Below are 23,905 nucleotides of genomic sequence, written 5' to 3' on the forward strand. Positions count from 1 at the left end.
AAACCCCAAACAAGGGGGCGGAGCTCACAAAGACGAGCGAAATCCCTGCGATCCCGCCCCATCCAAACATCCCCGGTTACTGCGCAACAGGCCCCTTGTGGGAGAAGGTGGCCGAGCGAAGCTCGGTCGGATGAGGGGTGTTCCAGCTTGGCACCGACAGCATTCCGTCCAACACCCCTCAACCGTCTCGGCGCTTCGCGCCGATCCACCTTCTCCCACAAGAAGGGGAGAAGGGAAGACGTCATCTGGCCCTACACCTAGTAGCCCAAAGCAGCTAGTTTGCGCCCATGAATCAGCACGCCAAGCTCAAAATCGGCCACTCGGCCTGTCCGCATGATTGCCCGTCGACCTGCGCGCTCGAGGTCGAGCTGCTCGACGCCAGGCGCATCGGCCGCGTCCATGGCGCCAAGGCCAACAGCTATACGGCCGGCGTCATCTGCGCCAAGGTCGCCCGTTACGCCGATCGCGTCCATCATCCCGACCGCCTACTGAAGCCGCTGGTGCGGGCCGGCGCCAAGGGCGACGGCGCCTGGAAGGACGCGAGCTGGGAGGCAGCGCTCGACCTTGTCGCCGAGAAGTTCATTGCCGCCGAGGCGAAGTATGGGTCGGAGACGGTCTGGCCGTACTACTATGCCGGCACGATGGGGCTGGTGCAGCGCGACGGCATCGAACGGCTGCGCCATGCGAAAAAATATTCCGGCTTCTTCGGTTCGATCTGCACCAATCTGGCCTGGACCGGCTGGATGATGGGCGCCGGCGCGCTGCGCGGTCCCGACCCGCGCGAGATGGGCAAATCCGACTGCGTGGTGATCTGGGGCACCAACGCCGTGGTCACGCAGGTCAACGTCATGACCCACGCCATCAAGGCGCGCAAGGAACGCGGCGCCAAGATCGTCGTCATCGACGTCTACGAAAATGCAACGATGAAGCAGGCCGATCTCGGCCTGGTGCTGAAGCCCGGCACCGACGGCGCGCTGGCCTGCGCGGTGATGCACGTGCTGTTCCGTGACGGCATGGCCGACCGCGCCTATCTGGAGAAATACACCGACGATCCGCACGGTCTGGAAGCGCATCTTCAGACAAGGACGCCGCAATGGGGCGCTGACATCACCGGGCTTTCCGTCGACGAGATCGAGGCCTTCGCCCGTCTCGTCGGCACGACGAAGAAGACCTATTTCCGCCTCGGCTACGGTTTTTCGCGGCAGCGCAACGGTTCGGTCAACATGCATGCCGCGGCCTCGATCGCCGCGGTCACCGGCTGCTGGCAGTATGAGGGCGGCGGCGCCTTCCATTCCAATTCCGGTATCTTCAAGCTCAACCAGGAGCTGCTGGAAGGCACCAAGATGCGCGATCCCTCGATCCGCCATCTCGACCATTCGCGCATCGGCCCGGTGCTGACCGGCGCCAGGGATGCGCTCTATGGCGGTCCGCCGGTGACGGCGCTGCTGATCCAGAACACCAATCCGGTGAATGTCGCGCCCGAGCAGCGGCTGGTGAAGCAGGGTTTTTTGCGCGACGATCTGTTTTCCTGCGTGCATGAGCAGTTCATCACCGACACGGCAAAGCTCGCCGATGTCGTGCTGCCGGCGACGATGTTTCTGGAGCATGACGACGTCTACAAGGGTGGCGGCAACCAGCACATCACGCTCGGGCCGAAGCTGATCGACCCGCCGGAAGGTCCGCGCACCAACCATTTCGTCATCGAGGAGCTCGGCAAAAGGCTCGGTGTCGCCGATCGCCCGGGCTTCGGCATGACCGAGCAGCAGCATATCGATATCATTCTGGGCAAGCGCGGGCTGGGCAGCTTTTCGAGCCTGAAAGAGCAGAAATGGGTCGATTTGCAGCCGAATTTCGCGGCCGCGCATTTCCTGGACGGCTTCGGCCATGCCGACAAGAAATTCCATTTTCGCGCCGACTGGACGGGGCAGGCGGCGCCCAACCGGCCGCCGAAAAGCATGGGCCTGTTCGGGCCTGTGGAGCAGTTGCCGGAATTTCCCGATCATGTCGACCTGATCGAGGTCGCCGACGAGGCGCATCCGTTCCGGCTAACGACCTCGCCGGCGCGCAATTTCCTCAATTCGACCTTTGCCGAAACGCCGGTGTCGCAGGCAAAAGAGCGCCGGCCGGAGCTGCTCCTGCATCCCGATGATGCGGCGGCACTCGGCGTCGCCGACGGCGGACGTGTCGAAGTCGGCAACCAGCGTGGCGAAGTGGTGCTGCACGCAAAACTGTTCGACGGGATCAAGCGTGGCGTGGTCGTCGCCGAAGGCATCTGGCCGAACAGCGCCCATGAGCGCGGCGAGGGCATCAACGTGCTGACCGGCGCCGATGCGCCGGCGCCTTATGGCGGCGCCGCCTTCCACGACAACAAGGTCTGGCTGCGCCCGGCGGATTGAGCGTCGGAACGATATCTCCATCCGGCCGTTTTCGCGTGGCGGGTGGAGGCATTGTTATGGCAGAAGTGTTGCGGGCGCCGGATCCCATCGGAAGGACATTGTCGTCCGGCGAACTCGTAACCACGATGTCCCACTTTCATCGCGCCGAGATTGCGCGCATGGCTGGGTGGCGCGACCGCCTGGACCGGACGAGCAACTGGGCGATAACCGTTGTCGCGGCGATGCTGTCCGTTTCGCTTTCGACAGCCAGCGCTCACCATGGCGTGCTGCTGTTTGCAATGCTGCTTGTCCTGCTGCTGCTGTGGATAGAGGCCCGCCGATATCGCTTTTTCGACTTCTACCGGGCTCGCGTGCGCCAGTTCGAACGGCACTATTTCGCGCAGATATTCTCGCCGCAGCCGGACTTCGCGTCCGATTGGCTGTTGATCATCGGCGAGAGCCTGCGCGCGCCGAAATTCCTGATTTCGCAACGCGTAGCTTTGGCGCGCCGCCTGCGTCGCAATTACATCTACATGCTGCTGATTCTGCTGCTGGCCTGGATCCTCAAACTGTCGACCCCCAGTCTTCTGACCGAAGGCGTCCGCATCGGCTTCGTCGGGTCGATGCGTGAGGCCGTCGCCAGTGCTGCGCTGGGTCCAGTTCCTGGTGGCGCCATCGTCGTGCTGGTCGCCGTCCTCTATGCGGGCCTGCTGGTGACAGCCTTTCTGACAGAGAGCGACGACGGCGAACTCTCCTTCGGTGACGTTCACGTCTAGCAACGCAACGCCCTGTCGCGCGTTGTTGGACACGTGCATTTGGGCGATGGGGGTTTCATGGCTTGGCAGGCTCCGACACGTTCCAGCCTGGCTCTGCTGGTTTGCGCTTTCGTCCCCGCAGGCGCGGCCGGGGCAGCGGAGACGCTTGTTGCCGGGACCAAGGCCTCCGGCATGGGTGGTTCGGGCGAAGGCGCTTTCGTCGCCGAGATCGTGCTTCTGCTGCTTGTCGGGCGCGGCCTGGGCGAAGTGTTGCAGCGCTATGGCCAGCCGGCAATCATGGGCCAACTGATCGGCGGCATCCTGCTCGGTCCTTCGCTGTTCGGCTGGCTATGGCCGTCGGCCCAGCACCTGATCTTTCCCACCGATCCCGCGCAAAAGGGCATGATCGACGCCGTCTCGCAGCTCGGCATCCTGATGCTGCTTTTGCTGACCGGCATGGAGACGGACCTGCGGCTGGTACGCCGGGTTGGCGCGGCCTGTTTTTCCATTTCGGCTACCGGCGTCGTGGTGCCCTTCATCTGCGGTTTCGCGCTGGCGCAGTTCCTGCCGGACGCATTGCTGCCCAACCCGACGCAACGCACCGTTGCCGGGCTGTTCCTGGGCACCGCGCTGTCGATCTCGTCAGTCAAGATCGTCGCCATGGTGGTGCGCGAGATGAACTTCATGCGCCGCAATCTCGGACAGGTGATTATCTCCTCGGCGATCATCGAGGACACGATCGGCTGGCTGGTCATCGCCGTAACCTTCGGCATCGCCACCAATGGCAGGGTGCAGCTCGTACCGCTGGTGACCACCATCGCCGCCGTGGCACTTTTCATGGTGTTCTCCTTCACCATTGGCCGCCGTCTTGTCTTCACCTTGATCCGCTGGACCAACGATCAATTCCGCAGTGAGTTTGCGGTGATCACCATGATCCTTATCATCATGGGCGTCATGGCGCTGATCACCAACATGATAGGCGTCCATACGGTGCTGGGGGCGTTCGTCGCCGGCATCCTTGTCGGGGAATCGCCTATCCTCTCCAGCCATATCGAAGGCCAGCTGCGCGGCGTCATCACCGCGCTGTTCATGCCGATCTTCTTCGGCATGGCGGGGCTTTCCGCCGATCTCACAGTGCTCGCTGATCCGACGCTTGCCATGCTGACGGGCGCACTTGTGGTCATCGCCAGCATCGGCAAGTTTGGCGGCGCATTCATCGGCGCCAAGCTCGCCGCCATGTCGTTCAAGGAAGCAATCGCCGTCGGCAGTGCAATGAACGCGCGCGGCTCGACCGAGGTGATCGTCGCCAGCATCGGCCTGTCGATGAACATCCTGTCGCACAATCTCTTCACCATGATCGTCACCATGGCCGTGATCACCACCTTGGCCATGCCGCCGATGCTGCGCTGGGCGCTCGGCCGGCTGCCGGTTGGGCATGACGAGCAGCAGCGTGTCGAGCGCGAGGCGTTGGACGAATACGGCTTCATTTCCAGGTTGGAGCGGCTGCTGGTGTTGGTCGACGACAGCAGGATCGGCAAGTTCACTGCCTATCTCGCCGGACTGGTCGGTGGAGGCAGCGGCATGCCCACCACCTTGCTTCGCCTGCCCACCACCTTGCTTCAGCCGAAAGACGGCCGAGTTGACAGGCCGACCGACAGCAAGGGACAGGAGCGCGCCCTGCAGGAAATCAAGAAGGGCGCAAAAAAAAGCGCTCAGGCGGTGAAACGGATCGAAGATACGCTTGTCGACAAAGTCCACCTGACGGCCCGCACCGAATTGGAGGCCACGGGTGAGACGATCGCCGAAGAGGCCCGCAAGGGATACGGCCTGTTGCTGGTCGGCCTTGACAATGTGCTGACCGCCGATGGCGCCTTCGCGCCGGCCCTCAACGACATTGCCGCAGGATTTGACGGCCCGCTTTGCCTGGTCCTGAACGGCGGCAATGCTGGCGAAAAGATGCCGACGCTGAAGGCCGGAACCAGCATTCTCGTCCCCGTCAACGGTACCCAGGTGGCGCGTCGCGCCGCCGACTTGGCGCTGGCGCTGGCCCGTCCAAACCGGGCACGGATCAAGGTTCTCTACGTTTCGCAAAAGGCAGCCAAGGGCCGCAGGTCGACATCGGTGTCGCATAGCCGCGAAGAGGCCGTGCTGAAAGACATCGCCGATTTGGCGGGCCGCTACGGCCTGCATATCGACACAGCGTTCCATACCCGCGTCACACCCGACAAGGCCATCACCCGGGAGGCGGCCAACGGCGCGGCGATCGTCGTGATGGGCGTCACCCAACGTCCGGGTGGGGACCTGTTCTTCGGCGAAACCGCCGGCGCTGTTTTGGCCGCCTGCAATTGCCCCGTCGTGCTTCTGGCCAGCGCGCGGCCCAAGCATGACGCCGCTGGCGCTGAGCTGGCGGCGTGATTTTCATGGCGCGCACTGACCCGTCGGCAGACATGTCGATTGAGGCTCTGAAGCGCTGATCAGTCAAACGTAAAAGAACTCGAACCGAACGGTTCGGTTCTGTTGACGGAGCGTACAGGAAAGGGTGAACGCCGGCTCCCAGAATGTTCGCCCAGAAAATCACCAACGACCGCGTAACCAATTGACAATAACGAAGAACAGTGTGGGGAAAGGAGCCGCATGTCGAATTTCAAGCGGCCAATTTAGCGCACCCGAACAAAATTTTCGTGATTGGAAACGACAGGCTTGCCGACCCATCTCGGGGTGGTCCGAGCGACGCGAATTCCTCCCAAGGCACGCCACTTGACGGACAGAACAAAGACTACCGGAGTACCCGAAATGACCAAGATCGCTCTTACCGCCGCCGCCATCCTTGTTGCCACCGGCACTGCTTTTGCCGGCAGCGACCACTATGGCTCGGACAACGTCAACCAGCCGGCCGCTCCTGCTGCCAACGTCGACAACACGTTTACCGGCTCGATCCGCAAGCCGGTTACTTCCGAGCATGCTGGTGCCAAGACGACTTCCGAGTCGGTGGCGCCTGAATCCCGCCAAGGCATCTGGGGCCGCTGATTATCACGGCCCCGGAGCACAAAGAGCGGCGGGCCTGGCCCGCCGCTCTTGTTTGGTGCGAAGCGGGTTTGGCCGAAGGTCGGCGATCCCCCGGCCTGCCAGGCAATCCCTAGCGAAGATCCTTCGGCCAGATGCAGTGCGTCAGCCGGGCGCCGCCGAAGGTGAGACCGGCCCAATCGCCATCGACGTCAAACCGGGCCAGGGCCGCGGTCGGGAATTTATCCGCCAGTTTTTTCAGCGCCGCTTCATCCGATCCAGCCCCGGCAAGACCGCGCGCGAACTCCTCCAACCCGGGATTGTGGCCAAGCACCAGCAGCGTTCCGGTTCCCGCCTTTACCTGTCGCACCTTGGCGAGGATGTCCGCCGCTGCTGCCTCGTAGAGCGCCTGGGCAAATTTGGCCTGCACCTTCGCCGGCAATTCCGCCGAGAGCAACCGCCACGTGTCGCGGGTGCGCAGCGCCGGCGATACCAGCGCCAGCTCCGGCAACCAGCCGCGCCGGGCCAGTTCGCGTCCGACCAGCGGCGCTGCCTTCAGCCCGCGCGCGGACAGCGGCCGGTCGAAGTCGATGAGGTCGGGATCGTCCCAACTCGACTTGGCGTGACGCAGCAGCAGCAGTTGCTTCATGGATTCAATTCAAGTCCAAGGGATGTCCGGCTGAAAGTTTTTCGCATATCCGCCGCCATGTCTTGCACCCGTGACGGTATCAAAACTCGCCCAAAGCGCACCAAAGATAAACAGGCCTACGCACCGTTCATCTTTATCCCATCTGACCGAAATGTCTGCTTCAGTAATGGCCCAATCGCCCGATCGAACGTGAATTGCACCGACGACAGGACCTACTCGCCCGTCCTAGATCCGACAGAGATAAAAATACGCCGTGGCACTTTTCGAATGGTCCGCCTCGTCGTACTCGAAGACGCCGGCCAGATCACGCTTTGTCCGGATCGCGCTGTCGACGTCCATTGGTCTATTTCTGCCGACCCGACGATTTATTGGCTTTTTCTACGGACCCCTACGGGGTGATCCGCGCCAGGTGCTCGAGATCGGTCTCTTCGCGCAGCGGGTCGGGCGCGATCACCACCGACGCGGCGTTGTCGGCATCGTCGGCGAAGCGCGAAAACACCGTGCGGCCGCCTTCCATCCGCGCCTTGCCTTCGGCGACCAGCCCCAGCGCCAGCGGATAGAGTTGGTGCTCGGCCTTGAGCACGCGCGCGGCCAGCGTATCCTCATTGTCGCCGACCATCACCGGCACCGCGGCCTGGGCGATGATCGGCCCATCATCCATGTCGAGCGTGACGAAATGCACTGTGCAGCCATGGATGCGCATGCCTGCGCGGAGCGCCCGCGCATGCGTATCCAGCCCCTTGAAGGCAGGCAGCAGGGCAGGGTGGATGTTGACCATGCGGCCCTGCCACTTCTCGACGAAACGCGCGCCGAGAATGCGCATATAGCCGGCCAGCGCGACGATCTCGGCGCCAAAAGAGACAAGGGCTGCGTCGATCGCCCCGTCATGCGCTTCCTTGCTGGCATGGTCCGAGCGCGAAATCACCTTGGTGGCGATGCCGCGCGCCGCGGCGATGCCGAGGCCGGCGGCATTGGCGCGATCGGAGATGACGCCGACGATCTCTGCCGGATAGGCCAGGTTGCTCGCCGCCGCGATCAGCGCCGTCATGTTGGAGCCGCGCCCAGAGATCAGTACAACCGTCCGTTTTCTGGTCATAGGCCGATCGAGCCCCGATAGATGACGCCGGCATCGCGGCGCGGCACGATCTGGCCGATCGGCGTCACCGTCTCGCCAGCCTCCTGCAGAACGGCGGCGACCTGCGCCGCCTGGCCGGAGGCGACGACCAGGATCATGCCGATGCCGCAATTGAAGGTGCGCATCATCTCTTCCGGCGCGACGCCACCAGTCTTGGCCAGCCACGAAAACACCGGCGGCACCTCGATGGCGCCGAGATCGAGCTCGGCCGAAAAATCCTTGGGCAGAACGCGCGGGATGTTTTCGGGAAAGCCGCCGCCGGTGATATGGGCCAGCGCCTTGATGCCATGCGTGTTGCGGATCGCCTTGAGGATCGACTTGACGTAGATGCGCGTCGGCTCGAGCAGCGCCTCGGCCAGCGTCGCCTCGTCATTGAACGGCGCCGGATCGCCCCAGCCAAGGCCGCTTACCGCGACGATACGGCGGACCAGCGAAAAGCCGTTCGAATGCAGGCCCGACGAGGCAAGGCCGAGCAGCACGTCGCCCTCGACGATGTCGTCGGTCGGCAGCAGCTGGCCGCGTTCGGCGGCACCGACTGCAAAGCCGGCGAGGTCGTAATCCTTGTCGTGATACATGCCGGGCATTTCCGCCGTCTCGCCGCCAATCAGCGCGCAGCCGGCCTGCCGGCAGCCGGCGGCAATGCCGCCGACGATCGAAGCGCCCTGGTCGGGATCGAGCTTGCCGGTGGCAAGATAGTCGAGGAAGAACAGCGGTTCGGCGCCCTGCACGACGATGTCGTTGACGCACATGGCGACGAGGTCGATACCGATCGTGTCATGCTTGCCGGCATCGATGGCAATCTTCAGCTTGGTGCCGACGCCGTCATTGGCGGCGACCAGCACCGGATCGGCAAAGCCGGCTGCCTTGAGATCGAACAGGCCGCCGAAGCCGCCGATCTCGCCATCGGCGCCCGGCCGGCGGGTGGCGCGCACCAGCGGCTTGATCTTCTCGACCATGAGATTGCCGGCGTCGATGTCGACGCCCGCTTCGGCATAGGTGAGCCCGTTCTTGCGCTTGCTCATACTCTTTCCCTGCTTTCTCGGGCTCTTCGCATGAACGGTTTCGGTCCGCAAGGATAACGGCGCTGAAACTGCCGATCTCCCCACTTGAGGGGGAGATGGCCGGCAGGCCAGAGGGGGCGCTGTCCCGCCGACCTGCCGATCGGCACCATTGCGCATCCAGGTCAAACCCCAGCCGGGTTCCAGATCAATGAGCTTGAGAAAGCCCTGCTGTCGGCTCAGCTTTATGAGGTAATGCTGGTTGATGGGGCGTTGATCGCAAATTGCGCGGTGAAAGCCCGGATATAAGCCGGCCGTGCTTCCCCGCGCGCTACATAGGCAGCCAAGTTTTGATATTCGTCCAAAATGCCGGACATTCTTAGTCGCAGCAGCACTGACACCATTAATAAATCGCCCGCGCTGAACGTATCATCGAGCCAGTCGGCGACGCCTAAGTGGGCCGAGAGTTTGTCCAGCCGAGCCCGAACACGGTCCTTTACCAACGGCAAGCGCTCCTCGCTCCAAGGCTTGTCACGTTCGAATATTCTTGCCGTCGTTAATTCGAGGATCGGCGGCTCGACGGTGTTAAGTGCGGCAAACATCCACGTGATCGCACGCGCGCGGGCATTGCGATCCTTCGGCAGCAATCCCGTATGCTGCTCAGCAAGATGAAAGACGATCGAGCCGGTTTCGAACAGCGAGAGAGAACCTTCCTCATAGGTGGGGATCTGGCCGAAGGGATGGATGGCCAGATGGCCAGGCGCCTTCATTTCTGCAAAGGAAACAAGACGAACCTCATACGGCTGCCCCACTTCTTCGAGCGCCCAGCGAACGCGCGTATCGCGCGCCAGCCCCTTGCCGCCATCGGGCGATCGTTCAAAAGCTGTGATAGTGATTGTCATCGCGTCCGTTTTCCTTGCTCGCGGTCCAGGAAGGTCTGGGCGAATTCTTCGGCTTCCCATCGTGAGACGAATGAGCCTCCCCGAAATCGACATCTGTCTTGACCTATTTCATTTGTCTTGACCTATTTCATTGCTGGCGCCCTCGAGGGGTGATTGGCAGCTTCTGTGTCGCTTCTCACTTGCCGTAACCCTCCTTCTCCATCATGTATCGACAAACAAGAGCGACGGGATATGCGTTTGACCATCCCCAACATGATCACGATCATGCGCTTCGTGCTGGTGCCAGCAGTGGTGCTGGCCATGCTGCAGGAACGCTGGGACTGGGCGTTTGCCGGCTTCCTCATTGCCGGCATTTCCGACGGCGTCGACGGCTTCATTGCCCGCCATTTCAATCAGTTTTCCAGGCTCGGCGCCTATCTCGATCCGATGGCCGACAAGCTGCTGCTGGTCTCGGTTTTCGTGGTCCTGGGCTTCAGCGGCGAACTGCCGCTGTGGCTGGTCGTTACCATGGTATCGCGCGACGCACTGATCGTCTGCGCCGTGCTTTTATCCACCGTCATGGCGCATCCGGTTGAGATGAAGCCGCTCCTGGTGTCGAAGGCCAACACCGCGATTCAGATCGTACTGGCGGCAGTGGTGCTGGGTGAACTGGCCTTCGACATCCGTCTCGATCCGCTGAGGCCGGCCCTCATATTGCTGTCCGGGGTCTTGACCGTGGCTTCGGCCGCGGCCTATCTCGTGGCTTGGCTGAGGCATATGAGCGGCTATGGCGAAGGCTCCACACCCGGCACCTGAACGCGGGGCACCTGAACATCGGGCACCTGACGAACGGTCCATCGACGCCGAGGCCGAAGCCGCGGCAGCGGAGGCTGCGGCATCGGCGTCGTTTCGCCGGCAGATCCGCTTCTGGCTGGTCAGCGCCATCATCCTCGCCGTCTTCCTTTACGTCTTCAGCGGCATCCTTCTGCCCTTCGTTGCCGGCATGGTGCTCGCCTATTTCCTCGACCCTGTCGCCGACCGGCTGGAGCGTCTCGGCCTGTCCAGGCTGATGGCGACGGTGGTCATCCTCGTCGCTTTTATCGTCGTCCTGGTGCTGGCCGTCGTCATCCTGGTTCCGGTGCTCGCCTCGCAGATGGCTGATTTCGCCAGCAAGCTGCCGGACTATCTGACCCGGCTGCAGAGCCTGATCACCAGCTTCGACCCGAAATGGCTGGAAGAGAAATTCGGCGTCGACGCCGATGGCCTGCGTGAAGGCTTGAACTCGCTGCTGACCTCCGGCTTTGGCCTCCTGACCACCGTCTTCACCTCGATCTGGAGCTCCGGCGTGGCGCTGGTCTCGGTGGTCAGCCTGTTCGTGGTGACGCCGGTCGTCGCCTTCTACATGCTGCTCGACTGGGACCGCATGGTGGCAATCGTCGACAGCTGGGTGCCACGCGACTATGTCAAGACCGTCAGGGCGATCGCCAGGGATATCAACACGGCAACCGCCGGATTCGTGCGCGGACAGGGCACACTGTGCCTGGTGCTGGGCGCCATGTATGCCACCGGCCTGACGTTGACGGGCCTGAATTTCGGCATCCTCATCGGCCTGTTTGCCGGGCTGATCTCGTTCATCCCCTATGTCGGCTCGCTGACCGGCCTAGTGCTGGCCGTCGGCGTCGCCTTCGTCCAGTTCTGGCCGGACTGGACCATGATCGCGGCGGTCGCCGGCGTGTTCTTCGTCGGCCAGTTCATCGAGGGCAATATCCTGCAGCCGCGGCTGGTCGGCAAAAGCGTCGGTCTGCATCCGGTGTGGCTGATGTTCGCACTGTTTGCCTTCGGCGCGCTGTTCGGCTTCGTCGGCCTGCTGATCGCCGTTCCGGCTTCCGCCGCCGTTGCCGTTCTGGTGCGCTTCGCCATCGCGCGCTATCTCGAATCGCCGCTCTACAAGGGCCATGCCGACGAGCCGGTGCCGCCGCTGCAGGTGCGGCGCCGCAGGGGCGCGCGCGGTTGAGCCGGATGCCGGACAAGATCGGCCCGCCGCGCCAATTGCCGCTCGATCTAGGCCACGGCACCGGCTATTCGCGCGACGAGCTTGTCGTTTCCAGCACCAACAGCCAGGCGGCGGCGCTTGTCGACCGCTGGCCGGACTGGCCGTCGCCGGTTGTCGTGTTGGCCGGGCCGGCCGGCTCCGGAAAAACCCATCTGGCCTCGATCTGGCGGACCCGCGCCGACGCGGTGAAAGTGGAGGCCGGCCGCATCGGCGACTGCATCGAAAATCTCGGCGCGCATCCGGCCCTGATCGACGATGTCGATGCCGGCCCGGTCGACGAGCACGGTCTGTTCCACCTGATCAATGCGGTGCGCGGCGCCGGCTCGACCTTACTGTTGACGGCGCGCCGCTTTCCCTCCGCCTGGGGCGTCGGGCTGCCCGACCTGGCGTCGCGGCTGAAGGCGGCGGCTACCGTCGAGATCCACGAGCCCGACGACCTCTTGCTGGCCGGCGTCATCACAAAGCTGTTCGCCGATCGCCAGGTCGAGGTCGAGCCGCACGTCGTGCAATATCTGGTGCGCCGCATCGAACGCTCGCTGGCTACCGCAATGCGGGTGGTCGAACGGCTCGACCGCACGGCACTGGAGCGCAAGACGCCGATCACGCGAGCGCTCGCCGCCGAGACCGTCAGCGCCATGGACGAAGGGCAGGGCGAGTTCGAGATTTAGAGGATTCCAGTTCAGCCGCCGTCCCATTTTGGGAAAAAAGGCTGGCATCTGTCTTGCAACAAAGAGCTTGCCGGCTAATCCCGGTCCTGATTGCGTATCAAATCAGGTAGTAGGCTCGCCGGGATGGAGTGGTTGGGGTTCTCGCCCGGCGAGCTTGCCGTCAGATGCATCTGGTAGCGCCATTGCGGCGGCCAGGTCTCAACTTTCACCTCCTGCAATCGCGGCTCGTTCCACGCCAAAGCGGCGGCGATAATCGCCGGGCACCAGGCCGGTTATCTTGGCGAATACCTTGCGGAAGGAGCCGGGATCGTCATAGCCGACCTCCCAGGCGATCTGGTCGATCGATCGCATCGTGGTTTCCAGCATCTCGCGCGCCTTGCCGACCCGCAGGTGCTGACAATATTCGGTCGGCCTGAGGCCAGTGGCGTTGCGGAAGCGTCGCAGAAAGGTCCGCTCCTCCAGCCCCGCATGCTCGGCCATGACGCTGAGCGTCACGTCGCGCGCGCCGTTCGCCTGCAGCCAATGCTGCACCTTGAGGATCGCTTCGTCGTCATGGGTCAATCGCGGCGCAAACGGGCTGTAAAAACGTTGCTCGCGGCCCGGTGGATCGACAAGCATGAAACGCGCCGTGTCCATCATGACGGCTGACCCGAGCACCCTGTCCACCAGCTTCAGGCCGAGATCGGTCCAGGCCATGTAGCCGCCGGCGGTGATGATATCACCATCGTCGATGACCAGCCTGTCGGCGTCGAGCAGGATATCGGGAAAGCGTAGCGCCAGCGCGTCGCGATAAGCCCAGTGCGTCGTCGCGGCGCGACCGGACAACAGGCCGGTCTCGGCAAGCACGAAGGCGCCGGCGCAGACCGAACCGAGCGTCGCGCCTGCTGTGTGGCGATCCCTGAGCCAGCCGGCATAGGGCGCGGCTGCTTCCCGAGCGATCGGATCCCCCAACGTCGGCGGGAGGATAACCATGACTGGTTCATTGTCGGCGCCGGGGTCGCTGTCGATGCTGCGGACTACGGTGTGGCCCGCGTCCTCCAATTGCCAATGACTGACGCGAAGCCTCAACGCGTCCGGCGACCGCTCGACAGCCAGCCGGTTTGCCAGCATGAAAAGATCGGTCAGGCCGAGCACGGCTGCTTCCTGCACGCCGGGATACAACACGAGGGCGATTTCGATCAGATCACGCGCAGCCGTCATTTGTCAGTTTTGCCATGTTGAATGTCCGTTTTGCCAATGCTCACCCTGACCGCACTGTTATAATTTTTCCAGCTGAGGGGGCTAAAAGCTTCCCTGTTACCCCCAACCTTTCCATCAAGGAGTAGGACGATGAGCACATTCACCACCCACGACGGCACCGAGATTTTCTACAAGGATTGGGGCAAGGGCCAGCCGATCGTGTTCCATCACGGCTGGCCGCTGAGCTCAGACGACTGGGACAGCCAGATGCTGTTCTTCCTCGAAAAGGGCTACCGCGTCATCGCACATGACCGCCGCGGCCACGGCCGCTCGTCGCAGACCGCGACCGGCAACGAGATGGACACCTACGCCGCCGATGTTGCGGCGCTGGCGGCGCATCTCGATCTCAGGGATGCGATCCACATCGGCCACTCGACCGGTGGCGGCGAGGTGGCGCGTTACGTCGCGCTTTATGGCGGCGGCGGCCGTGTCGCCAAGGCGGTGCTGATCGGCGCCGTGCCGCCGATTATGGTCAAGACCGACAGCAACCCCGGCGGCCTGCCGATCGAAGTCTTCGACGGCTTTCGCGCCGCCCTGGCCGCTAACCGCGCCCAGTTCTACAGGGATGTGCCGGCCGGCCCGTTTTATGGCTTCAACCGCGAGGGCGCCAAGGTCTCGCAAGGCGCCGTCGACAATTGGTGGCGCCAAGGCATGATGGGCGGAGCCAAGGCCCATTACGACTGCATCAAGGCCTTTTCCGAGACCGACTTCACCGACGATCTAAGGAAGCTCGACGTGCCCGTCCTGATTATGCACGGCGACGACGACCAGATCGTGCCGATCGCCGATTCCGCGTTGCTTGCGATCAAGCTGGTGAAGCATGGCACGCTCAAGGTCTACAAGGGCCTGCCGCACGGCATGTGCACCACCCATCCGGAGATCATCAATCCGGATCTGCTGGCCTTCATCCAGGGCTGACGCTTCGGAGCTTCAGGCGGGCACGCTCGGAAACCCGGGCTGCCCGTCGGTCGCTTGCGTGTCGCAGATGCTGTCCGGCGCAGGTGCGCCGGCAACACGGCCAATGATTTCAGATGAAAGGATGGTCGGAGTGGAGAGATTCGAACTCCCGACCCTCTGGTCCCAAACCAGATGCGCTACCAGGCTGCGCTACACTCCGAGTCCTTGGCGGCGTATAGGGTTCCGGGCCTTGCCGCGCAACCCCTTAAACGATGAAACCAGCATAAACGGCTGCCTCGGGCGAGAACAGATCGGAAAATGCAATCGGCCAGGTCCCGGGCAGCGTCGTCTCAGGATCAACTTCGCCACGCCGCCCGATGTTGCCAATCGGTCGCACGCTCCTGTCCGGTCAGACCTTCACCAAGGCGGCCGTCGCATACATGAAGGCGACGCCGACCGCGAGCCCACCCATGACCGGCGGCATGAAGAAGGCGTCGATGCCCTTCTGGTTGCGGCGCATCAGATAGGCGCCGACTTCGACGATGACCTGCAGGATCGCCCCGGCGCCGATGGCAAGCGCGAGCGCCGACCATTGCGGTGCATACGCCAGGCTGCCGAGCCACATGCCGAGAACCGCAGGCCCGCCGGCGAGCAAGGTCAGCCCGGCGAACGTCCACAGCGGTGGCCGCTCCTTCAGGATCGGGGCGGCAATGCCGATGCCTTCGGTAATATTGTGCAGGGCGAAACCGAGCACCAGGAAAGTTCCGAGGCTCGCCGAGCCGGCGACGAAGGCGGCGCCGATGGCAAGGCCCTCGCCGAGATTGTGAAGGCCGATGCCGAGCGCGATATAGGTGGCCAACGCCAGTCCTGTCGGCGTGCCGCGCCGCCGCCCGATCGCCATCAAGACGAGAAAACTGGCCAGGCCCGCCAGGACCACCATGACCGGCCCCTGGAATACAGCGGCTGCGGTTCCGGCAAGCTCGAAGGATTCTTCGATCGTGTCGACCAGCAGAAAGGCCAGCAGTCCGATGGTCAGCGCCAGCAGGAGGTTCATGCCGCTCTGCCCGACACCGCGCAGTGCCGGGTAGAACAGCAGGCCAATGGCGACAGGCAGTACGCCGACGACGATGCCGACCAGCCCCTGGAGCTTGAGCTGTCCGGCGGTAGCGGCCGGTGTCGGCACGGCAACCTCGATTAGGTGTTCGAAGGTGACGCCCGAGTTGGTTACAAGGTTGATCGTATGCGTTTCGCCGAGAACCCACGGGAAAGGCAGATTGATCCACGCCGTGGAAGCGCGGGCGATGCTGCCTGGTGGATCCTGGGTGAATTGCCAATAGGCGCCGTCGACCTGGACCTGGGCGATGGTCATCGGCTCGGAGCCGCCGGCCCTCACAAGCAAATGAAAACCGGACGTATCGATCACGATACGCTCGAAAGTCAGTTTCTCGACGGGGGGCGCGCCATTCGAAAATCCCTGCAGCGGATTGACGGTAATGATCCACGCCACGGCAATGGCGAGCGCTGCGAGAGGCAGTGCGATCCACAGCCAGTGGCTGCGCGACCTTGCCAGTGAATCGATGGTGACGGCCTTATTCATGCCAGCGCCTCGACGACGTCGAACATCCCCATCCAGCCGAGCTCGGTGAATTCGCTTTGATGCGCGTGGAACATATAGAGGCCGGGTTCGTGCTCGGCGAAGGTGAATTCCAGGATGCCTCGCTGGGCCTGACACTGGATGATGAGGTCGACCGTTTTTAGGGTCGGCGTCAAAGTCGTGCCCTGATCGAAATAGTTGAAGAAATTTCCGTGCAGATGAAACGAGTTGATGAGATCGAATTCCAGCACATTGACCAGATAGATGCGCACCGGCTTGCCGCGCACGATGCGGATCGGCGTCTTGGCATAAGCGTGGGCGATGGTGTTGGCGGCGTAGAATTCGTTCTCCTCGTCGAAATTGGTGTCGAACCCGTTCATGACCATCACCAATTCCTGCCATCCGGCGTTCTCGGGCGTGTCGAGAAGCCGTGACCGGGCGATCTCCGCGTGCTCAGCATGGCGATCCGGATCCGGATCGATGACAAAGGCGCCATACATGCCCTTGTGGATGTGCCTCTTCAGCGGCAAAGCGTGGCAGTGATAGAGATGGCAGCCAAACGGCTTGGCCTCGAACTCATAGACGAACTCGCCACCGGGATCGACCAGCCCGGCGCCGGGAATTCCATCCATGCCGGCGGCATGTATGCCGTGGAAATGCATCGAGTGCGGATGCGAGCCGTTGTTCCTGAAGACGATGCGAATGCGCTCGCCCTCCTTGGCGCGCAGCGCCGGACCCGGCACGCGGCCGTTATACGTCCACGCCGGAAAGAACACGCCCGGCGCGATCTCGATCGTCTTGTCCACGGCCGTTATCTCGAACGTCCTGAGCGTGCGCCCATCGGGTAGAACCGAGACCGTTCCTCGCTCCCAGTCGGTCAGCATCAGGACCGGATCGAAACCATTGGCGGCATTGTTCACTTCGCCGACGGTGACCATCACGCCATGAGCATTCATGTGGTGAGGCGCAGCATCGCTGGCGGCGGCCGCCACCGCGTCATGGTCGGCATGCGACTGACCGAGCGCGCTACGGGCAGCAATCGCCGTGCCGCTCACGGCGACGAGACTTCCGGTAAGGACGGAACGCCTGCTTATCCGATCGCGCAACCACATACCGATCATCCAAATCGTCCCGCGATGGCACTCGTTCACTGAAGAATAGCGTTAGCTGTTAAATATAGCAATGGCTTAGTTTCTGGCGTTGGCCCGCCGTGCCCCGGGGCGGCATCGGTCTTGCCGCGGGCGGCATTGCGCAGTAATGACGGGCGAGCGCATGATCCAAAAAGGCGGTCGTGTGCTTGCAACCAGCAATGAGGTGGTCATGTCAGCCCGCATTTTCAGCCCAGCCAAAACCGCGATGCAGTCCGGCAAGGCCAAGACCGGCCATTGGGTGCTGGAATTCGATCCGGAGCAGCGCAAGAAGATCGATCCGCTGATGGGCTACACCACGTCCGGCGACATGCGAAGCCAGATCAGGCTGACCTTCGACACAAGAGAAGAGGCGGTCGCCTATGCCGAGAAGGAAGGCCTGGCTTTCCGCGTCGAGGAGCCGAAGGAAATCAAGCGCCGCCAGATTTCCTATGCGGAGAATTTCCGCTATGACCGCAGGACGCCCTGGACGCATTGATCCCATACCGGCTCTGCCGGCACAATCCGCCGGTCATGCGGCCGGCCAGCGGTCCCGTAGCTCAGCTGGATAGAGCACCGGCCTTCTAAGCCGATGGTCACAGGTTCGAATCCTGTCGGGATCGCCAACTGCTCACACAGGTCCATTCGGGACAGGTTCACTCGCCAGTCGCATAGGATTTCCAACACATGACAGCGATGGGCGCGGCGGCGCTGCTGATCCTTGTCCTGACCTATGCCGGCGTTGCCGTCGGCAGGGTACCCGGGCTGCGCCTCGACCGGGCAGGTATCGCGCTGCTCGGCGGTGCGGCGATGATCGCCATCGGCGCGCTCGACATGGAAGACGCCTACCGCGCCATCAGCTTCGACACCATCACGCTTCTGCTCGGCATGATGATCGTCGTGGCGCATCTGAAAGTGTCCGGCGCCTTCCGCGCGCTCGGCGGGTTCGCCATCGAGCATGCGCATGCGCCATTCATGCTGCTGGTGATGGTGACGCTGTTGACCGGCGTCCTGTCGGCATTCCTCGTCAACGACGCCATCTGCCTGGTCATGGCGCCGATCGTCGTCCATGTCACCCGCGTCATCAACCGCAACCCGGTTCCCTATCTGATCGCCACGGCGACCGCATCCAATTGCGGCAGTGTCGCGACCATCACCGGCAATCCGCAGAACATGGTCATCGGCGCCCTGTCGGGGATTTCCTATCCGGCCTTCTCGGCGGCGCTTGCGCCGGTGGCCCTGTTCGGCCTCGTCGCCGTCATCGTCATCATTCGCATCGTCTACCATGCCGAATTTTCGCGCAAGGCCGAGCTCAGCCCCGAAGTCTACCGAGGCCGCATGCTGCCGGGACAGGTGCTGAAGGCGGTGGTCGTCTGTATCGGTTTGGCCATCGCCTTCTTTGCCGGCGTTCCGGTTGCCAAGGCGGCGCTGATCGGCGGCGCGATTCTGTTGCTGACCCGCGCCATCAAACCTGAGCGCATCTATCGCGAGATCGATGGGCCGCTGCTGTTCATGTTCGCCGGGCTGTTCATCGTCGTCGCCGGAGCCGAGAAGACGCTGCTTACGCCCGACATCGTCGCTTCGGCAAAAGACCTTGGGCTGAATGATGTGTGGCGGCTGTCCGGCTTCACCGCGGTGCTGTCCAACATCATGAGCAATGTCCCGGCCGTGCTGGCGCTGAAGCCGTTCGTGCCCGGACTGGAAAACCCCGAGCGGGCCTGGCTGGTCGTCGCCATGAGCTCGACGCTGGCCGGCAATTTCACGTTGCTCGGCTCGGTCGCCAATCTGATCGTTGCCGAGCACGCGCGGGTCTCCGGCAAACCGCTGGGCTTCATCGCCTTCTTCAAGGTCGGCCTGCCGTTGACGCTGGTCACCCTTCTTGCCGGGACGGCATGGCTGGCGGCCTAGAAGCGCGTCGCATTCGACCGACCTCATGCGGCGCGCATTAGGCTCTTTTTCATCATGTCGTTATCGCAAACCGCTGCACACTTTTGCGCGGCATGCATCAGCCGGTCAGGGCGATGTCACCGTCAGATGGCCTTTCATGTTGGGATGGAAGCGGCAGAAATAATCGACCGATTCCGCCTTCTTCACCGTCAGGCTCGCCGCCTTCTTCGGCGGGATCATCACTTCCCAGGCGCCGTTGACGGTTGCCGTGTGGGCGAACACGTCCTTGTTTATCCACCTGATCGTGTCGCCGACCTTCGCCTCGATCATTGCCGGCGAAAACACAAGCTTCTCGATCGTCACCTCGATGGTTTCGGCCTTGGCCGGCGCGGCACCCATGGCCAATGCCAGAGCAACCCACAGATGCCGCCGCGACATCATTGGCTCGATCCTCACTTCAGCATGCCGGCGACGTGTTCGGCGTGCTGTTCGTGGCCCTGGAATATTTTCAGGCCGGTTTCCAGCAGGCTTTTCAGCTCGGCATTGCTGGCCGACGGAATCAGCAGTGTTTCGAGCGCGCCATTGACCTGCTTGTGGTAGGCCACCTCGCTGGCGACATAGGCCTTGTCGAACGCAGCGCCCTTGAGCTTGGCAAGCTTGGCACGTTCCTCGGCCGCCGCCTTGGTCAGCGCTTTGCTGGTCGGATTATCCTCAGGCGTGACCTTGAGCTTCTTGACCAGGTCGAGAGCCTGTTTGTTGACCGCCTCGTGATCTCGCACCATGTCCTTGGCGAAATCCACGACCTCCTTGTTTTTCGATTTCTTCAGCGCCTGCTTGGCCGCCTCGACGTCAAGCACGCCCGCTGTGTAGGCGATATGTGCGATCTGCGGGTCGGTCGGTTTGTCGGCAGCTTGCGACGAGGGCGCCGCGCCAAGCAGGAAAATTGCGGCCAGTGCCGTGGTCGATCGAATAAACATGATGCTCTCCTTCGCCCCGACGCGGAACTGCATCGGGCTTCGTTTTCAGTGATGCTCATTGGATGCAGGTCACGGGAAAACGTTCCCGCGAAAATCGCCGCGGCCTATCCGGAAAGACCAAGCCGCTGCATCACGGCATTGGTCAGCCGTTCGCAGCGCCGGCCCGCGAACGGAAAGGCGTCGAGCAGCACCGGGCCGATCTGGTCGTCCAGCGCCTTGCGCACCAGCGCGCGGGCGCGGTGCAGCCGGGTCTTGATGGTTTCTGGTCGCACGCCAAGCAGTTCGGCGGTTTCCTCGATGCTCAATCCCTCGATGACGCGCGCCACGAACACGATCCGGTAGACATCGGGCAGACTGTCGGTTGCCCGTTCGACAAGCTCAAGGATCTGCCGTTGCGCCATCGTCCGCTCCGGATCGTCGCTCGGGTTGAGGGGAAACCGGATGATTTCGGCTTGCGGGTTTTCAGGCATCGCTACCATTCGCCGCCTTTTGCGCAAGCGGCCGAGGGCTTCGTTGATGACGATACGCGACAGCCATGTGGCGAGCGAGGCATCGCCGCGAAAGGACTCGAGATGGGCAAAGGCGCTGACATAGGCCTCCTGGACGATGTCCTCGGCCTCGCTGTCGTTCCGCACAACGCCGCGGGCGATGCGGTAGAGCCTTTGGTTGTGCGTCTTGATAATGGTGCGGAATGCATCGCCATCACGTGCCAGCGCGCGGCCGACAAGCTGCATATCGCCGGAAGCGGCGGGCGTTGCCGTCAACGCAGCAGGCATGTCCGATCTCCTGATAGGCTTCTCATCGGACATTGGATGCATCGGCCGACAAAAGGTTCCCGACCGATTTCGCCGGCCAGCCTATCCGTTTCAAGCGCCGGCAGAGGCTATTCTAGCGCCTTCACCACGCCGCCGCCCCTGTTTTGTAGAGCCGGCCGATCGGTCGCAGGATCGCAATTTTTCCAGGCTGTTACGCCGATTTTCTGACTCAGTCTGGAATGGTGCTGGCTCAGGCCTCAGCGGCCGCCGCCAGCCCGCGCGCCAGGTCGGCCTTCAAATCCTCGACATCCTCGAGCCCGATCTGCAGGCGCACCAGCGGCCCGTCATACGGGCCCTTGGCGATTGTGCGGTCGCCAAGGAATACCGGCACGGCAAGGCTCTCATAGCCGCCCCAGGAATAGCCGAGGCCGAAAAACTTCAACGCGTTGAGGAAGGCGTGCTGCTGCTTCTGTCCGCCTCCCGCGAGAACGATCGAGAAGATGCCGCTCGATCCGCAAAAATCGCGCTTCCACATAGCGTGGTCGGGATGACTGGGCAGCGCCGGATGCAGCACCTGCGCTACGCCGGGCTGACCCTCCAGCCAGCCGGCGAGGGAAAGCGCGCTCTTTTGATGATGCTCCAGCCGCACGCCCATCGTGCGCAGGCCGCGCAGCACCTGGTAGACGTCGTCCGGTCCGGCGCAGCAGCCCATCGTGTTGAACGTCTCGCAAAGCTGATTCCAGCAAGCTGCATTGGCCGACACCGTGCCGAGCAGCACGTCGGAATGGCCGGCCGGGTATTTCGTCGCCGCGTGGATGGAGATGTCGACGCCGTGGTCGAGCGGGCGGAAGTAGAGCGGCGTCGCCCAGGTGTTGTCCATCATGACGATGGCGCCGGCGGCATGTGCTGCCTTGGCGATGGCCGGTATGTCCTGCACCTCGAAAGTGTTGGAGGCCGGCGATTCGGTGAACACCACCTTGGTGTTGGGCTTGATCAGCGCCGCGATGCCGGCGCCGATGCGCGGTTCGTAATACTCGACCTCGATGCCCAGCCGCTTCAGCATCGTGTCGGCGAAGTTGCGGGTCGGATGATAAACGGAATCGACGATCAGCAGATGATCGCCGGCCGACAGGAAGGCGAGCAGCGGCAGCGTCACCGCCGCCAGGCCGGACGGTACCGCGACCGTGCCTGCCGAACCTTCCAGCGCATCGATCGCGCTGTTCAGCGCATCGGTGGTCGGCGTGCCGCGCGTGCCGTAGGTGTATCTCTGGCTGCGTGAAGCCATCGCCGCCGCATTGGGATAGAGCACGGTCGAGGCATGCACCACCGGCGGATTGACGAAGCCGAAATAGTCATGCGGGTTGTTGCCGGAATGGGCGAGCCGCGTGTTGACGCCCATCTCGCTGCCGTCTTTTGCCATTGCTTTTCGTCCCATGGGTTGGTCGTTAGCCATAGTGCGGCGGCATTGGCCGCGCAACCGCACCGAACTCGCCAGGCCAAGGTCTTGAATATGCCAATTCAGCAATGCGCCGTAGATCCTCTGAACGGCTGCCATGTGCGCTTGGCAAGTCACGGTCGGACTTTGCCGGCTTAATTGGCGCGCTGACCAATTTGCGAGCGCGTTTGTCTGCAATTTCAGGCATTTCAGGCGGTTGGTTTTCAAAGTCTTTCGGATTTGGTCATTTCCCTTGACCTCACAGGAATAATCGCCTTCGATGTTGTTCGTGAATGGGAGGCAGCGCGTCGGTTACGATGCGCGATTCCGGTGATGGGCCGGGATACATAGCTGCGTTCACACGGGAAAAAGTCAGGTTCGCCTGGAAAAAACAGAAAAGGGTCTGTGGGTCATGAAACACATTGCAATCGGCGTTTTGGGCGCCGCCGCGTTTGGATTCGCGGCTTCGGCGGCTTCGGCGGCCACGCTCGACGATGTCAAAGCGAAGGGCTTCATCCAATGCGGCGTCTCGACCGGTCTGGCCGGCTTCTCGGCGCCGGACGACAAGGGTGAGTGGCAAGGCATCGACGCGGACTTCTGTCGCGCTGTGGCGGCTGCCGTGTTCGGCGATGGCACCAAGGTGAAGTTTACACCGCTCAGTGCCAAGGAGCGGTTTACCGCTCTGCAGTCGGGCGAGATCGACATCCTGTCGCGCAATACCACCTGGACCATCAATCGCGACACCGCACTCGGCCTGAACTTCATCGGCACGACTTATTATGACGGCCAGGGCTTCATGATCAACGCCAAGAAGCTTCCGGGCGTGAACTCGGCGCTGCAGCTTTCGGGAGCGGCGGTCTGCGTGCAGAGCGGTACCACGACCGAGCTCAACCTTGCCGACTATTTCAAGTCGAACAAGATGGAGTACAATCCTGTCGTCTTCGAAAAGCTGGAAGAGGTTAACGCCGCCTATGACGCCGGCCGCTGCGACGTATACACCACCGACCAGTCGGGCCTCTATGGCATCCGCCTGACACTCGGTGCGCCGGCCGACCACGTCGTGTTGCCCGAGATCATCTCCAAGGAACCGCTTGGGCCGGCCGTACGCCAGGGCGACGACCAATGGTACCACATCGTCAAGTGGACCTATTTCGCGTTGCTCGACGCCGAGGAACTCGGCATCACCAAGGCCAATGTCGACGAGATGAAGAACTCGGACAGTCCCGAGATCAAGCGCGTGCTCGGCCAGGAAGCCGACACCAAGATCGGCACCGATCTCGGCGTCTCTAACGAGTGGGTCGTCAACATCGTCAAGGCCGTCGGCAATTACGGCGAGATGTTCGAGCGCAATGTCGGCTCGGGCAGCCCGCTGAAGATCGCGCGTGGCATCAACGCGCTGTGGACCAAGGGTGGTCTGCAATACGCTCCGCCGATCCGCTGATCGAAAATGGATTCGGAAGGCAGATCGTCTGCCTTC

General features: G+C 62.7%; 22 protein-coding genes and 2 tRNA genes. 12 read left to right on the forward strand and 12 right to left on the reverse strand.

Going from position 1 to position 23,905, the window contains the following annotated elements; translation table 11 throughout:
• Positions 1-287: 287 nt before the first annotated feature.
• From NKH98_RS26325 to NKH98_RS26340, 4 genes are all read left to right on the forward strand, one after another.
• Positions 288-2,396, forward strand: a complete 2,109-nt coding sequence (locus NKH98_RS26325; protein ID WP_352902949.1) for a molybdopterin-containing oxidoreductase family protein — start codon at positions 288-290, stop codon at positions 2,394-2,396.
• A gap of 56 nt (positions 2,397-2,452) precedes the next feature.
• Positions 2,453-3,151: a DUF2270 domain-containing protein gene (locus NKH98_RS26330; protein WP_352902951.1), complete on the forward strand. Its 699-nt coding sequence runs from the start codon at positions 2,453-2,455 to the stop codon at positions 3,149-3,151.
• Between the two features lie 171 nt (positions 3,152-3,322).
• Positions 3,323-5,545, forward strand: coding sequence for a cation:proton antiporter domain-containing protein (locus NKH98_RS26335; RefSeq protein ID WP_502894331.1), 2,223 nt, complete (start codon positions 3,323-3,325; stop codon positions 5,543-5,545).
• A gap of 378 nt (positions 5,546-5,923) precedes the next feature.
• A complete protein-coding gene (locus NKH98_RS26340) occupies positions 5,924-6,157 on the forward strand; it encodes a DUF680 domain-containing protein (RefSeq protein ID WP_352902957.1) in 234 nt (77 codons plus the stop codon).
• A gap of 109 nt (positions 6,158-6,266) precedes the next feature.
• On the opposite strand, the gene NKH98_RS26345 is transcribed toward NKH98_RS26340, so the two are convergent.
• The 4 genes from NKH98_RS26345 to NKH98_RS26360 all read right to left on the reverse strand — a co-directional run bounded on the left by NKH98_RS26345 (position 6,267) and on the right by NKH98_RS26360 (position 9,817).
• Positions 6,267-6,782 carry a SixA phosphatase family protein gene (locus NKH98_RS26345; RefSeq protein WP_352649743.1) on the reverse strand — a complete coding sequence of 172 codons (516 nt, stop codon included), beginning with the start codon at positions 6,780-6,782 and terminating at the stop codon, positions 6,267-6,269.
• 388 nt (positions 6,783-7,170) lie between these two features.
• A complete protein-coding gene (gene purN / locus NKH98_RS26350; protein ID WP_352902959.1) occupies positions 7,171-7,878 on the reverse strand; it encodes a phosphoribosylglycinamide formyltransferase in 708 nt (235 codons plus the stop codon).
• The gene (gene purM, locus NKH98_RS26355) at positions 7,875-8,939 is read right to left on the reverse strand and encodes a phosphoribosylformylglycinamidine cyclo-ligase (RefSeq protein WP_352902963.1); all 1,065 of its coding nucleotides are present in this window, start codon (positions 8,937-8,939) and stop codon (positions 7,875-7,877) included. The genes purN and purM overlap by 4 nt, the downstream gene beginning before the upstream one ends.
• A 221-nt stretch (positions 8,940-9,160) precedes the next feature.
• Positions 9,161-9,817: a glutathione S-transferase family protein gene (locus NKH98_RS26360; RefSeq protein WP_254820264.1), complete on the reverse strand. Its 657-nt coding sequence runs from the start codon at positions 9,815-9,817 to the stop codon at positions 9,161-9,163.
• A 237-nt stretch (positions 9,818-10,054) separates the two neighbouring features.
• Here NKH98_RS26360 and NKH98_RS26365 point away from each other — a divergent pair, with 237 nt between their 5' ends.
• The 3 genes from NKH98_RS26365 to hdaA are packed head-to-tail and all read left to right on the forward strand — an operon-like array spanning position 10,055 to position 12,517.
• Positions 10,055-10,612: a CDP-alcohol phosphatidyltransferase family protein gene (locus NKH98_RS26365; RefSeq protein ID WP_023677645.1), complete on the forward strand. Its 558-nt coding sequence runs from the start codon at positions 10,055-10,057 to the stop codon at positions 10,610-10,612.
• Complete coding sequence (locus tag NKH98_RS26370) at positions 10,584-11,810, forward strand: AI-2E family transporter (RefSeq protein ID WP_352902966.1); 1,227 nt, start codon at positions 10,584-10,586, stop codon at positions 11,808-11,810. Before NKH98_RS26365 ends, NKH98_RS26370 begins: the two co-directional genes overlap by 29 nt.
• A gap of 5 nt (positions 11,811-11,815) precedes the next feature.
• Positions 11,816-12,517: a DnaA regulatory inactivator HdaA gene (gene hdaA / locus NKH98_RS26375; protein ID WP_352902969.1), complete on the forward strand. Its 702-nt coding sequence runs from the start codon at positions 11,816-11,818 to the stop codon at positions 12,515-12,517.
• Between the two features lie 198 nt (positions 12,518-12,715).
• On the opposite strand, the gene NKH98_RS26380 is transcribed toward hdaA, so the two are convergent.
• Positions 12,716-13,717 carry a GlxA family transcriptional regulator gene (locus NKH98_RS26380; protein WP_352902972.1) on the reverse strand — a complete coding sequence of 334 codons (1,002 nt, stop codon included), beginning with the start codon at positions 13,715-13,717 and terminating at the stop codon, positions 12,716-12,718.
• 129 nt (positions 13,718-13,846) lie between these two features.
• Between NKH98_RS26380 and NKH98_RS26385 the strand changes: the two genes are divergently transcribed.
• Positions 13,847-14,674 (forward strand): alpha/beta fold hydrolase, encoded by an 828-nt coding sequence (locus NKH98_RS26385; protein WP_352902975.1) that lies wholly within the window; start codon positions 13,847-13,849, stop codon positions 14,672-14,674.
• 122 nt (positions 14,675-14,796) lie between these two features.
• Here the strand turns inward: NKH98_RS26385 and NKH98_RS26390 are convergent.
• From NKH98_RS26390 to NKH98_RS26400, 3 genes are all read right to left on the reverse strand, one after another.
• Positions 14,797-14,873 (reverse strand) — tRNA-Pro (locus NKH98_RS26390).
• Between the two features lie 189 nt (positions 14,874-15,062).
• On the reverse strand, positions 15,063-16,250 hold the full coding sequence (locus NKH98_RS26395; RefSeq protein ID WP_352902977.1) for a ZIP family metal transporter: 1,188 nt from the start codon (positions 16,248-16,250) through the stop codon (positions 15,063-15,065).
• Positions 16,247-17,368, reverse strand: coding sequence for a multicopper oxidase domain-containing protein (locus NKH98_RS26400; RefSeq protein WP_502894329.1), 1,122 nt, complete (start codon positions 17,366-17,368; stop codon positions 16,247-16,249). The genes NKH98_RS26395 and NKH98_RS26400 overlap by 4 nt, the downstream gene beginning before the upstream one ends.
• A 199-nt stretch (positions 17,369-17,567) precedes the next feature.
• On the opposite strand from NKH98_RS26400, the gene NKH98_RS26405 reads away from it, so the two are divergent.
• The 3 genes from NKH98_RS26405 to NKH98_RS26415 all read left to right on the forward strand — a co-directional run bounded on the left by NKH98_RS26405 (position 17,568) and on the right by NKH98_RS26415 (position 19,282).
• Entirely contained in the window at positions 17,568-17,873 is a 306-nt protein-coding gene (locus tag NKH98_RS26405; RefSeq protein WP_352479279.1) for an ETC complex I subunit, read from the forward strand.
• 50 nt (positions 17,874-17,923) lie between these two features.
• Positions 17,924-18,000 (forward strand) — tRNA-Arg (locus tag NKH98_RS26410).
• A 61-nt stretch (positions 18,001-18,061) separates the two neighbouring features.
• Positions 18,062-19,282, forward strand: coding sequence for an anion transporter (locus tag NKH98_RS26415; RefSeq protein ID WP_352902980.1), 1,221 nt, complete (start codon positions 18,062-18,064; stop codon positions 19,280-19,282).
• A gap of 105 nt (positions 19,283-19,387) precedes the next feature.
• Here NKH98_RS26415 and NKH98_RS26420 read toward each other — a convergent pair whose 3' ends face one another.
• From NKH98_RS26420 to NKH98_RS26435, 4 genes are all read right to left on the reverse strand, one after another.
• Positions 19,388-19,699, reverse strand: a complete 312-nt coding sequence (locus NKH98_RS26420; RefSeq protein ID WP_352903051.1) for a cupredoxin domain-containing protein — start codon at positions 19,697-19,699, stop codon at positions 19,388-19,390.
• A gap of 14 nt (positions 19,700-19,713) precedes the next feature.
• Positions 19,714-20,238, reverse strand: coding sequence for a DUF4142 domain-containing protein (locus tag NKH98_RS26425; protein ID WP_254820743.1), 525 nt, complete (start codon positions 20,236-20,238; stop codon positions 19,714-19,716).
• A gap of 104 nt (positions 20,239-20,342) precedes the next feature.
• Positions 20,343-21,014: an RNA polymerase sigma factor gene (locus NKH98_RS26430; RefSeq protein ID WP_352508880.1), complete on the reverse strand. Its 672-nt coding sequence runs from the start codon at positions 21,012-21,014 to the stop codon at positions 20,343-20,345.
• Positions 21,015-21,243: 229 nt separating this feature from the next.
• A complete protein-coding gene (locus NKH98_RS26435) occupies positions 21,244-22,413 on the reverse strand; it encodes a cystathionine beta-lyase (RefSeq protein WP_352902984.1) in 1,170 nt (389 codons plus the stop codon).
• Between the two features lie 427 nt (positions 22,414-22,840).
• Here NKH98_RS26435 and NKH98_RS26440 point away from each other — a divergent pair, with 427 nt between their 5' ends.
• The gene (locus NKH98_RS26440; RefSeq protein ID WP_352902987.1) at positions 22,841-23,869 is read left to right on the forward strand and encodes an amino acid ABC transporter substrate-binding protein; all 1,029 of its coding nucleotides are present in this window, start codon (positions 22,841-22,843) and stop codon (positions 23,867-23,869) included.
• Positions 23,870-23,905 lie beyond the last annotated feature (36 nt).

The sequence above is a fragment of the Mesorhizobium sp. M0833 genome, from assembly GCF_040319905.1.
Lineage (GTDB): Bacteria > Pseudomonadota > Alphaproteobacteria > Rhizobiales > Rhizobiaceae > Mesorhizobium.

Coding starts and splice junctions, on each gene's coding strand:
- NKH98_RS26360 (WP_254820264.1), bottom strand. CDS start 9,817: ATGACAATCACTATCACAGCTTTTGAACGATCGCCCGATGGCGGCAAG.
- NKH98_RS26405 (WP_352479279.1), top strand. CDS start 17,568: ATGTCAGCCCGCATTTTCAGCCCAGCCAAAACCGCGATGCAGTCCGGC.
- purN (WP_352902959.1), bottom strand. CDS start 7,878: ATGACCAGAAAACGGACGGTTGTACTGATCTCTGGGCGCGGCTCCAAC.
- NKH98_RS26370 (WP_352902966.1), top strand. CDS start 10,584: ATGGCGAAGGCTCCACACCCGGCACCTGAACGCGGGGCACCTGAACAT.
- NKH98_RS26415 (WP_352902980.1), top strand. CDS start 18,062: ATGACAGCGATGGGCGCGGCGGCGCTGCTGATCCTTGTCCTGACCTAT.
- NKH98_RS26420 (WP_352903051.1), bottom strand. CDS start 19,699: ATGTCGCGGCGGCATCTGTGGGTTGCTCTGGCATTGGCCATGGGTGCC.
- NKH98_RS26430 (WP_352508880.1), bottom strand. CDS start 21,014: ATGCCTGCTGCGTTGACGGCAACGCCCGCCGCTTCCGGCGATATGCAG.
- NKH98_RS26380 (WP_352902972.1), bottom strand. CDS start 13,717: ATGACGGCTGCGCGTGATCTGATCGAAATCGCCCTCGTGTTGTATCCC.
- purM (WP_352902963.1), bottom strand. CDS start 8,939: ATGAGCAAGCGCAAGAACGGGCTCACCTATGCCGAAGCGGGCGTCGAC.
- NKH98_RS26345 (WP_352649743.1), bottom strand. CDS start 6,782: ATGAAGCAACTGCTGCTGCTGCGTCACGCCAAGTCGAGTTGGGACGAT.
- NKH98_RS26395 (WP_352902977.1), bottom strand. CDS start 16,250: ATGAATAAGGCCGTCACCATCGATTCACTGGCAAGGTCGCGCAGCCAC.
- NKH98_RS26440 (WP_352902987.1), top strand. CDS start 22,841: ATGAAACACATTGCAATCGGCGTTTTGGGCGCCGCCGCGTTTGGATTC.
- NKH98_RS26340 (WP_352902957.1), top strand. CDS start 5,924: ATGACCAAGATCGCTCTTACCGCCGCCGCCATCCTTGTTGCCACCGGC.
- NKH98_RS26330 (WP_352902951.1), top strand. CDS start 2,453: ATGGCAGAAGTGTTGCGGGCGCCGGATCCCATCGGAAGGACATTGTCG.
- NKH98_RS26425 (WP_254820743.1), bottom strand. CDS start 20,238: ATGTTTATTCGATCGACCACGGCACTGGCCGCAATTTTCCTGCTTGGC.
- NKH98_RS26325 (WP_352902949.1), top strand. CDS start 288: ATGAATCAGCACGCCAAGCTCAAAATCGGCCACTCGGCCTGTCCGCAT.
- NKH98_RS26400 (WP_502894329.1), bottom strand. CDS start 17,368: ATGATCGGTATGTGGTTGCGCGATCGGATAAGCAGGCGTTCCGTCCTT.
- NKH98_RS26385 (WP_352902975.1), top strand. CDS start 13,847: ATGAGCACATTCACCACCCACGACGGCACCGAGATTTTCTACAAGGAT.
- NKH98_RS26335 (WP_502894331.1), top strand. CDS start 3,323: ATGGGTGGTTCGGGCGAAGGCGCTTTCGTCGCCGAGATCGTGCTTCTG.
- hdaA (WP_352902969.1), top strand. CDS start 11,816: ATGCCGGACAAGATCGGCCCGCCGCGCCAATTGCCGCTCGATCTAGGC.
- NKH98_RS26435 (WP_352902984.1), bottom strand. CDS start 22,413: ATGGCAAAAGACGGCAGCGAGATGGGCGTCAACACGCGGCTCGCCCAT.